Annotated in this window: 10 protein-coding genes; 5 read left to right on the plus strand and 5 right to left on the minus strand. The window is 58.1% G+C overall.

Annotation, left to right across the window (positions count from 1 at the left end; all coding sequences use genetic code 11):
• The first annotated feature begins 144 nt into the window (after window positions 1–144).
• The 5 genes from FHT71_RS23010 to FHT71_RS23030 all read left to right on the plus strand — a co-directional run bounded on the left by FHT71_RS23010 (window position 145) and on the right by FHT71_RS23030 (window position 7,349).
• Complete coding sequence (locus tag FHT71_RS23010) at window positions 145–876, plus strand: FadR/GntR family transcriptional regulator (RefSeq protein WP_132593051.1); 732 nt, start codon at window positions 145–147, stop codon at window positions 874–876.
• A 206-nt stretch (window positions 877–1,082) separates the two neighbouring features.
• Entirely contained in the window at window positions 1,083–2,027 is a 945-nt protein-coding gene (locus FHT71_RS23015; RefSeq protein ID WP_183722181.1) for a dihydrodipicolinate synthase family protein, read from the plus strand.
• A 455-nt stretch (window positions 2,028–2,482) separates the two neighbouring features.
• Window positions 2,483–5,080, plus strand: a complete 2,598-nt coding sequence (locus FHT71_RS23020) for an EAL domain-containing protein (protein WP_132593055.1) — start codon at window positions 2,483–2,485, stop codon at window positions 5,078–5,080.
• A gap of 31 nt (window positions 5,081–5,111) precedes the next feature.
• Window positions 5,112–6,356: a type III PLP-dependent enzyme gene (locus FHT71_RS23025; protein ID WP_183722183.1), complete on the plus strand. Its 1,245-nt coding sequence runs from the start codon at window positions 5,112–5,114 to the stop codon at window positions 6,354–6,356.
• A 12-nt stretch (window positions 6,357–6,368) separates the two neighbouring features.
• On the plus strand, window positions 6,369–7,349 hold the full coding sequence (locus FHT71_RS23030) for a DMT family transporter (RefSeq protein ID WP_132593059.1): 981 nt from the start codon (window positions 6,369–6,371) through the stop codon (window positions 7,347–7,349).
• A gap of 26 nt (window positions 7,350–7,375) precedes the next feature.
• Here FHT71_RS23030 and FHT71_RS23035 read toward each other — a convergent pair whose 3' ends face one another.
• From FHT71_RS23035 to FHT71_RS23055, 5 genes are all read right to left on the minus strand, one after another.
• Complete coding sequence (locus FHT71_RS23035) at window positions 7,376–7,534, minus strand: hypothetical protein (protein ID WP_165933162.1); 159 nt, start codon at window positions 7,532–7,534, stop codon at window positions 7,376–7,378.
• Between the two features lie 9 nt (window positions 7,535–7,543).
• The gene (locus FHT71_RS23040; protein ID WP_183722186.1) at window positions 7,544–7,801 is read right to left on the minus strand and encodes a hypothetical protein; all 258 of its coding nucleotides are present in this window, start codon (window positions 7,799–7,801) and stop codon (window positions 7,544–7,546) included.
• A gap of 31 nt (window positions 7,802–7,832) precedes the next feature.
• Window positions 7,833–8,198: a type II toxin-antitoxin system RelE/ParE family toxin gene (locus FHT71_RS23045; protein ID WP_132593063.1), complete on the minus strand. Its 366-nt coding sequence runs from the start codon at window positions 8,196–8,198 to the stop codon at window positions 7,833–7,835.
• 2 nt (window positions 8,199–8,200) lie between these two features.
• Window positions 8,201–8,452: a transcriptional regulator gene (locus FHT71_RS23050; RefSeq protein WP_132593065.1), complete on the minus strand. Its 252-nt coding sequence runs from the start codon at window positions 8,450–8,452 to the stop codon at window positions 8,201–8,203.
• A gap of 114 nt (window positions 8,453–8,566) precedes the next feature.
• Complete coding sequence (locus tag FHT71_RS23055) at window positions 8,567–9,346, minus strand: hypothetical protein (RefSeq protein WP_183722189.1); 780 nt, start codon at window positions 9,344–9,346, stop codon at window positions 8,567–8,569.
• Window positions 9,347–9,546 lie beyond the last annotated feature (200 nt).

Raw genomic sequence — 9,546 nt, forward strand, 5'->3', positions numbered from 1 at the left:
ACGAAGCACCGCCCCCGCTCCTAATTTTCCCAATGAAATCCCGAGCACGAATCTTCCTTGGCACTCCTGGCGCACGCTCATTTGACGGATATCCTACAAGTAGATATGTATCTCGCCATCAGACGTTTCCGCAGTGAGATCGACATGCCCCTCAAGATCATGAAGCCTTTGACGAGAGCCCCCTTGCTGCATGTTTCCGTGCAGGAGAGCCTGCGCGCCTTCATCAGTGACAATGACCTGAAACCGGGAACCCTTCTGCCGGCCGAGAGCGAGCTTGCGACCCAGCTTGGCGTCAGCCGCAACTCCCTGCGTGAGGGTATCAAGGCACTTGAATCTCTCGGCGTGCTGGAATCGCGGCGCGGCGTCGGGATATTCGTCAAAACGTTCTCGTTTGAGCCGTTGCTCGACAATCTTGCCTATGGTCTTGGAGGCGCTCTTCGCCAGATCGAGGAAGTCATCGAGATCCGCCGAACCCTCGAGGTCGGCCTGATTGGAAAGACGATTGAGACAATCGGCACGGACGACATTGCTGAGCTGCGCGCTACTGTCAATCGGATGAAGGCGCATGCCGAACGCGGGGAATCGTTTGCCGAGGACGATCAGCTTTTTCATCGCCTGCTCTTCCGCTGCCAGGAGAACGAGACGCTGAGCCGGCTGATCGACGTGTTCTGGCTCGCTTTCCATAAGGCCTCGGATTTCGTCAATCTCGTCAATGTCGATCCGATGGCCACCTGGCGGGATCACGTCGCCATTGTCGATGCTGTTGAAGCCCGGGAGCTGGACGAGGCCCGCCGGCGCCTCGACCACCATTACGAGGGTATCACCCAGGTTATCGCAACCAGCAAGACAAGTTCAAATGTGGGAGGAACGCAGTGAAACATTTGCCGCGACTTTCGGCGATCGCGATCGCCGATGATGGCAACAGCCGTGGCGTCGGGCGTCACCCGCCCGGCCTGGCAGCGGCTGTTCCCATGCGCCACACTCCTCGTCGCGGTGCCTGCCATCAACCTCATCGGCGACGGTCTTGGGGCCGTTTTTGACCCCCGCGCTGACCTAAACTGATCCCGCGAAAGAAAGAGACAATGACAGAATTCAAGGGTGTAATTCCCCCAGTCGTGACGCCTCTCAATGCGGATTTCACGGTCGATTATCCCTCCTATACGCGGGTTCTGGAGCATCTTATCGAGGGCGGATGCCACGGCGTTTTCGTGCTTGGTTCGACCAGCGAGGTGATCTTTCACGACGACAAGATGCGCCGCGAGATCATCGAGCACTCAGCAAAGGTGGTGAACGGGCGCGTGCCGCTGATCGTCGGCGTCATCGATCCGACCACGGATCGCGTCATTCATCATGCAGACTTCGCCAAGCGGGCGGGCGCCGATGCCGTGGTCGCCACCGCGCCGTTCTATACCGTCACCAGCCAATCGGAGATCCTGGACCACTTCCGCTTTATCCGTGACGCCGTCGATATCCCGCTCGTCGCCTACGACATTCCTGTCTGTGTGCACGTCAAGCTGCAACGCCAGACGACGGTGACATTGGCAAGAGAAGGCACGATTATCGGCCTCAAGGATTCCAGCGGCGACGACGGCAATTTCCGTTATGTGCTGCTCGATCTTGCCGACCAGCCGGACGTGTTCCTGATGACCGGGTCGGAGATTGCCGTCGACAGTGCCTTGCTGATGGGCGCCCACGGCGTTGTTCCGGGCATCGCAAACGTCGATCCGCATGGTTACGTACGCCTGTGGGATGCGGCCCAGCGTGGCGACTGGGTCGCCGCACGCAAGGAGCAGGAGCGGCTCTGCCGTCTCTTCGAAATCGTCTGGGTTGCCCAGGGCCGCGTCAGCGGCGGCGCCTCCGGCATCGGTGGCTTCAAGACCGCAATGAAGAGCCTTGGCATCATCGATACCGCCGTCATGCCGCGCCCGCGCGCCGCGCTCAATCAAATGGAAACAGCAAGGATCAACGAGATCCTGCGTGCAACCGGTCTCCTCGGTGGATGGCCACCATGCAGTCTGCCGAACTGATTCTCCCCATTCAGAGCCTCGAAACGATCTTCCGCATTCGCCTCCTCACCCGCAACATCGGATCGGCAGCGGCCGGCAGTAGCCGGTAGCGTCGAAAGGATGGTCAGGCGTCTCAATCCACCTGCAAGCGGAGTTTTGGCGACAGATCTTTTGCAACGTCGCCACGCAGATGAGATTGTAATGCGATCTTAGGACGTGCCGAAAAATGCCAGACGGCGGCGTTGGTGCTGAACCGCAGCGGGGCACGTCAGCCTGATTAAACGGGGGCACGTCACTCGTCTACGATCTGGCAGCCAGTCCGTAGCCCGGGATCGACCTGCGAGGATTATAGACCGTAGTAATTCGCATCAAATGTAAGCTTTGAATTAACCGTAGAGTTATGCAACTTCAGATTTTAACCTATCGTTTGCAGTTGAAGCATAGTGTTTATGAAACAGAACTGGGGGCGGGGCGCCATGAATACAGTCAGTTTAAACAGTCAGACTCTGTCGGCAGAGACTTTCACCAGACGTATTATTTTCCCCATGGCCAGCATCGTGGTCGTCGCAATCGCGGTCGTGCTGGGTTTCGTGCTTGTATCCGCAAGCGGTCAGAACAAACTTGAGGTCGAAGCCTCGACCAAACTCGCAACCACCGCCCTTCAGGTTAAGGCGAGGGAAGTTGCCCGCAACCTCCGTGACTACGCAGTTTGGGAAGATGTATACAAGAACCTCCACGACACCGTGAACGCCGAATGGGCCGCAACCGACGGAAACGTTGGGGCGAACATTTACGAAGGTCTAGGCTACGAGATGGCCTTTGCGATCAATCCAAGCGGCAAGACCGTATACGCGGTGGTCCACGGAACGCCCCAAAACGTCGATGCGCTTCAAGTGATGCCGCATGGCTTGAAAGATCTCCTACATGTCGCCTCGATACAGACTGATCCGGTCACAAGCATCATCAAGTCCGGGGAAGACGTGTTCATTGTCGCCGCCACCGGAATTCTTCCCCCTTCCATCGAAAGATCGACGGTTCGGCCTGCGGATTTGTCGATGCTGGTGTTTGCCAAGAAACTAGATCAGAAGTTCCTTGACCGCATCGGCCGCGACTATCTTCTAGATGGGCTGGCGATCTCGCCCACCAATCCCACCGACGCAGAGGCTTCGATCCCCTTGCTGACGCAGGACCGGGTTTACCTGGGCTCGATTACCTGGTTTCCAGCCAAGCCTGGTTACCAGTTGCTCCGCTTCCTCCTGCCGCCGTTGGCAGTCGCGCTTGTTATCCTCGCCGCTTTTTCCATACTGGTGGTCCGCAATGCCCGCCGGTCCACTCGCGCTCTGGAGGAGTCGGCCAGGACAGTCGAAGCTTATGCACAGACGCTCAAGGAGAGTGAATCTCGCTTTAAGGATGTCGCGGAGGCATCCTCGGACTGGATCTGGGAGAGCGACAATGTTCTGCGGCTGGTATACTTCTCGACCCGCTTCACGGAAGTGACGGGAGTTGCGGCGGCGAGCGTCTTGGGCAAGACGCTTGAACAGTTTTTTTCCAGCGACGCCGATACCGACGGTTGGCGCCGGCTGATCGAGGAAACCAACGAGCGGACGTCATTCCGGGATCTGAGATGCTGTTATCGCGATGCAGGCGGCCAAACGCGCATCTGCCGGCTCGCAGGACGTCCCATTACAGGTGCGAGCGGTGAATTCCTCGGTTTCCGTGGCACGGCAACCGACATCACCGAGGAGGTCAAGGCACAGGAGCGCGCAACGCACTTGGCACACCATGATGCTCTGACCGGCCTGCCGAACCGCGTACTTTTCCGCGAACGGCTCAACATTGCCTTGGCGGCGAATGCCGCCGAGACATCGCGCGTTTCCATCATCTGTCTCGACCTCGATCACTTCAAAGAGATCAATGATACACTTGGGCACGGTGCCGGCGACATCCTTCTCCAGCAACTGTCGAGCAGGCTTTTGGGCTGTGTCCGTGCAAGCGACACCGTCGCCCGGCTCGGCGGCGACGAATTCGCGATCATCCAGGTCGGTGTGAACCAGCCTCTTGAATCCGAACAACTCAGCAGACGGCTTATCGAGGTTGTGAGAGCTCCATTCCAACTCGACGGCCAGGACCTTCATATCGGCGTCAGCGTTGGCATCGCGGTTGCGGATACTCGTGACAACGATCCCGAGCGGCTCCTGAAGAATGCCGACATCGCGCTCTACAGGGCAAAGCAAGCCGGCCGCGCGACCTATAGGGTTTTCGAAGCGCAAATGGACGTGGAGCTTCAAGCCCGCAAGGCGTTGGAATATGACCTGCGCCAGGCAGTCCTCAAGAACGAGCTTGAAGTTCACTACCAGCCACTCATCGATCTTGAGGCGCGTGCAGTGGCAGCGGTCGAGGCGCTAGTGCGGTGGCGCCACCCCACACGGGGTCTTGTCTCACCAGCGGAATTCATTCCACTCGCAGAGGAGACGGGCCTGATCGTCGCTATTGGCGAATGGGTTCTTGAAACAGCTTGTCTGCAGGCGCTCGAGTGGCCGCAGCTCCGGGTCGCCGTCAACCTCTCGCCTATCCAATTTCGAGGCCGTGACCTTGTCGACAGCGTAAAGGGTGTTCTTGTTCGAACGGGCCTTGATCCAGCACGTCTGGAACTGGAAATTACCGAGAGTGTCCTTATCAACGATGCCACAGCCGCGCTCGAGATATTGAACGGTCTGAAGAGCCTCGGTGTCAGGATTGCGATGGACGACTTCGGCACCGGGTATTCATCCTTGGGTTATCTCAACTCGTTTCCGTTCGACAAAATCAAAATCGACAGATCCTTCATCGGAGATATGAGCAGCAAGGATAAGTCCGGCGCGATTGTGAAGTCGGTCATCAGTCTCGGTCAGAGCTTGAACATGGTGACGACCGCCGAGGGAGTGGAGACGATCGAGCAGGCCAGCTTCCTCACCAAGGAAGGATGCGACCAACTCCAGGGATTTTATTTCAGTAAGCCCATCACAGCAACGGAACTCACCGCGTTCATCGATCGCTGGGAAGCGTCGGACATACTATCAATTGTAGCAGCCTAGCCGCAAACAGAAATCAAACAGGAAAATTGAAATGACTGCGCAAACCGCGTCTGCCGTCCTAGACGAGCCGGATTTGTCCCCGCGCCAGCTTCAGGCACGGATACAAAGTTCCATTCCATCGCTGGAGAAGGCTCGCCACACAGGTACTCCACTCGCGAGCTATCCTGACGTGAACACTGTTATTGCTCACCTGCAGCCAACAGAACCGGTTTTTTGCATTTCGCCCGCGAAGTTGCGGGAGTCTGCGCAGAGCTTTCAGTCGTTTCCCGGCCGAGCGCTCTATGCGGTCAAGTGCAATCCTCACCCATTCGTGCTCGAGACCCTCTATCGCTCCGGCATTACGGATTTTGACGTCGCGTCGCTGGATGAGATCCGACTGATCGACGGCATGTTTGGGAAGGCTGCCGGCCAGTTTTTCAACAACCCGGCGAAAACACGGCCCGCCATACGTGCTGCAAGCGAACATCATGGCATTCGCTTCTATACCGCCGACTGTATGGAAGAGATTGAAAAGATCGTCGACGAAGCTGGCTCCAGGGACGACCTGGTGATCGCCGTCCGCCTGGCTACCCGTCCCGCTGACGCAAGGTATGTTCTCGCCACCAAGTTCGGTGCCCAGCCCAGCGACGCAGCCGAAATGTTGAAGGCCATTCACGCGCGAGGCATCAGGGCCGGGATCTCGTTCCATGTCGGCTCGCAATGTCTGGCACCCGGCGCGTTTGCCGCAGCCGTCGAACTCGCTGGAAAGATCGCGACCAAGGCGGGCGTTCCCTTGAGTGTGCTGAACGTCGGGGGCGGTTTTCCAGCACCTTATCCCGGCGACAAGATCGAGGGGCGAGAGCACTATTTCGGGAACATCGTCCGAGCGGTGCGAATGATCGAGCTGCCGCGCGGCTGCATCGTGCTTTGCGAGCCCGGCCGAAGCCTCGTGGCAACGGCGGGGACGGCAATCGTTCAGGTGGTGATGCGCCGAGGATCGAACATTTTCATCAATGATGGCGTTTTTGGTACGTTGCAGGAGCTCGGTCACCCCAAGGAGCACCGCCCGACCCGGCTTATCAGGAACGGCACACGCTGGGCGGCCCCCAATGTCGATTTCAAGATTTATGGGCCCACCTGCGATTCGAACGATGTGCTGGGAGCACCGTTCAATCTGCCTGAAGACGTTCGCGAGGGCGACTGGATCGAAATCGGCATGATGGGTGCGTACAGCCTGTCGATGCGCACGCAGTTCAACGGCTTCTATGCCGACACCGTCGTGGCACTGGGTGAATAAAGGCAAAGCGCGATGTCTTTATTCAGCTCCAGCCGTTTGGTCGCCTCGCTGGTCGGAGCTGTGGGAGTCATCCTCTGGGCCACCGAGACGACACTCGTTACCTTCACCACGGCCATTCCGCCTCTTCAGACGGTGGCGACCGCATTTCTCTTCGCCGCCGCCATGTCGCCTTTCGTGTGGCTTGTCACAGGCAGCCACCCGCTTGCCGCATTTCGCCAACCACCCCGCGTCTGGCTGCTGGTGGTGATTTCGCTGGTGGGCTACCATGCCTGCATTTACTACGCTACGCAGAAGGCGCCCGCGGCAGCCGCGGCCCTTCTTCAGGGAACGACACCGCTTATGATCGTGCTCGGGTCTGCTTTCCTCCCGGGAGAGAGGCTCCGATGGTGGCACATTGTCGGCGCGCTGATGGGGTTGGCGGGCGTCATCAGTCTGGTAGATGCCGGCAGCAGCGAAGCGTCCTTTTCGGCGGGAGCGACCTTCTATCTCTCGCTGATCGGCGTTGCGGCGGCGCTCTGGGGGATTTATTCTGTTCTGACGAGAACACTGCCGGAAGTTCCTTCCTCGGCTCTCGGAATGTTTTACGCAGCGTCCGCCATCGTCTCATACGTCGCCCACCTGTCGTTTGAAGAGTGGGTTAGGCCCACGACGGCTGAATGGCTGGCAATGGCTGCGCTTGGCTGCTTGCCTATGGGGCTCGCCATCTATTTCTGGGACCATGGGCTTAAGAAAGGGGACATTCAGGCGCTCGGGGCCTTCTCTTATGTCGAGCCGTTTGTCGGAGCCCTTTTCGTCGCGTCATTCACAACGGCCGCGTTCGACCTATCCCTCTTATGGGCCGGAGTGCTAATCATCGGTGGCGCCGTTATCGCCAGCACCAGCCTCTGGGCGCGAAATGAGATCAACACAGCCGGACGTGAGAGGGAGCAGGATCATAGCGATGCAGAATCACTGAGCGAAGCTTCGATCAGCCCCCTGATCAGCCCGTCGTGATCACAAAGCCTGCGGGCCTCGTGCTCCTATAATTCGCCTGTCAGAAACTGAACCCGGCCATGGCCGAACACGCCGTCGCAATCCTCAATGGAGATGCGCGCGATACCGCTGCGCTCTTCCCAATGGACGGCTTCTATTTCGACGATGCCCTTCTGGTCGCCCTGGGTCGCCACACGCTCCGGCACATGCTTGTCTTATGATTTTCGCGCTTCTTCGTGAGATAAAGAAGTGCCGGAGAGGACAGCCATCTCTTTCCGTTGCCTGTCGGTAACGAGCGCGGTTTTCAGGTCCGCGTAACGAATACCCTTCAGCGCCAGCGCTTCCTCGGTCTCTCGTCTGAGACGCTGGATTTCACGGAACATCGCAGGAGAGGAGACGTTGAAATAATCGCGTGTCACTTCTAGGAACACATTGCCACGCGCGTTGAACGTGTGAATCGGCCGAACTTCCACCACTTTCCCCTCGCCTACGCTCCGGTCGATTTTAAGTTTCGTCGGCCTTGTCCTGCTTCGCGATGAGGGCAGCCAAGTCTTCCTTCAGACGTACCGGCACGTCCATACGCTCGTGAAGAATGCTCATGACACCAAGATCGCCGTTGTCCAACACGCGAAAGAAGATGCAGTGCCGCTCGTACCGGCTGAAATACGCCTCGCGTTTGACATCAACAGGAACCGCAAGCTTTTGCGGCAACTTCCGCCATATCATTCGATTGTCGCATAGGCGCCGCAAATGGGCATGCAAGCCTGTGACGTAGGTCACGGCCTGCTCTTCGCCCCAATCCTTGACGGTATCTTCCCAGATCTTGTCTTGAGCGGCATCCGCTCGCGGATAAAACCGATAGGCCACCATGGTTAGCGGCGTTGGTTGCGGCGAATGACATCCTCGGCCGTGACGGTGACGAATTCACTGTCATCGGCCCGCATGGCAGGGGCCAATTCCTTCTGCAAGGTCTCCCACGCTTCCTCGCGCGTCTGCAGGTCACGGCGGATCAGGGCACGAATATACTCGCTGGCATTCTCGTAGAGACCGCCCTCGCCGATCTGCTGCTGAAGGTGAGCTTCCAATTGGCCGCTCACGCGCACATGAATGTTTCCTGATGCCATAGGCATATCCTCTCGTTCTCCTTTTATTGTGGGATTTGTAACATATATTGTCAATATTGTTCACAGAAAGCCACGCCGGAGGACGTGGCCGGATTGAGAGAAGGCTAAACCATTCTATGAGCGCCCCGCCAAGCGGGCGCTTCGAACCGGCAAGCGGTTCGTCTGGACACCCGTTCGGGTGTCGCGACGAGGCTGTGGAGCCTCGTTTCCGTGGTAGAGCGGCGGTTCCGCCGCTCTCTTCCCCTTCCGATCGCGGTTCGCCCTCCTGGGTTTGCGCGCGTTGATGACGGAAGCGTCCAAAGTAGTCTTGATGTGCGCCGCGTAGAATTTCTCGATCATTTCGACACTCGTGCGGCAATTTCTGGCAATCGCATAAACATCAGCACGTTCCATGAGCCGAAGGCATATATAGGTGTGACGTAAGCTGTAGGCTGTCCGAGGTTTGCCATCGCGGTCCAGCTTGAGATGTTGCGCATCAAGAAGATTGCTGAACATCTCGAGATAATTGCCGGGGAAGAGCAGATCAGTCGGTGCCGGAAGCTCTCCGTTTTCCGATTTGCCATTTCCGCGCACAGGCTTCAATCGATCGCGCAGGCGCTCATAAGGCTTCACCGCGCCGGGCATGGATTTGCACCAGCCGATGCCGCGCTTTCCGCGCACTTCGATTTCAAGGATGCGCTCGCGGCTGTCGGGATCCACGACAATGGTCACGTCACGATGCTGGAGCTGCTCGGCCTCGTCGGGCCGAAGGCCGGTATTGCCCATGAACAGCACGAAGTCGTGCAACTGTTCGGCTTCCCAACGGAAGTGCTTGTTCTTCGGCTCCTTGGCGTTCTGGCGGGTTGCCTCATAAAGCTGTTTGTATTCGGCAGGGCTGAACCACGACCGGTGCACACCTTCCCCTGCGTCTTGTAGGGCGGCGACGGGTCGGGAAGATGGCTGAGCCATTTATGGCGGATGACGGTTTTCAGGACCTGGCGCAGCGTGCCCACTTCATCAGTGAGCGCGACGAACAGCCCACCTTTTCTTTTGTGATGGGGGCCGTGAGATAAGCTCCTTCATCGATAGGAGCGGAACGGAATGGTTGGAGATCG

It is taken from the genome of Rhizobium sp. BK060 (genome assembly GCF_014193145.1).
In the GTDB taxonomy this organism is placed as follows: Bacteria; Pseudomonadota; Alphaproteobacteria; order Rhizobiales; family Rhizobiaceae; genus Rhizobium.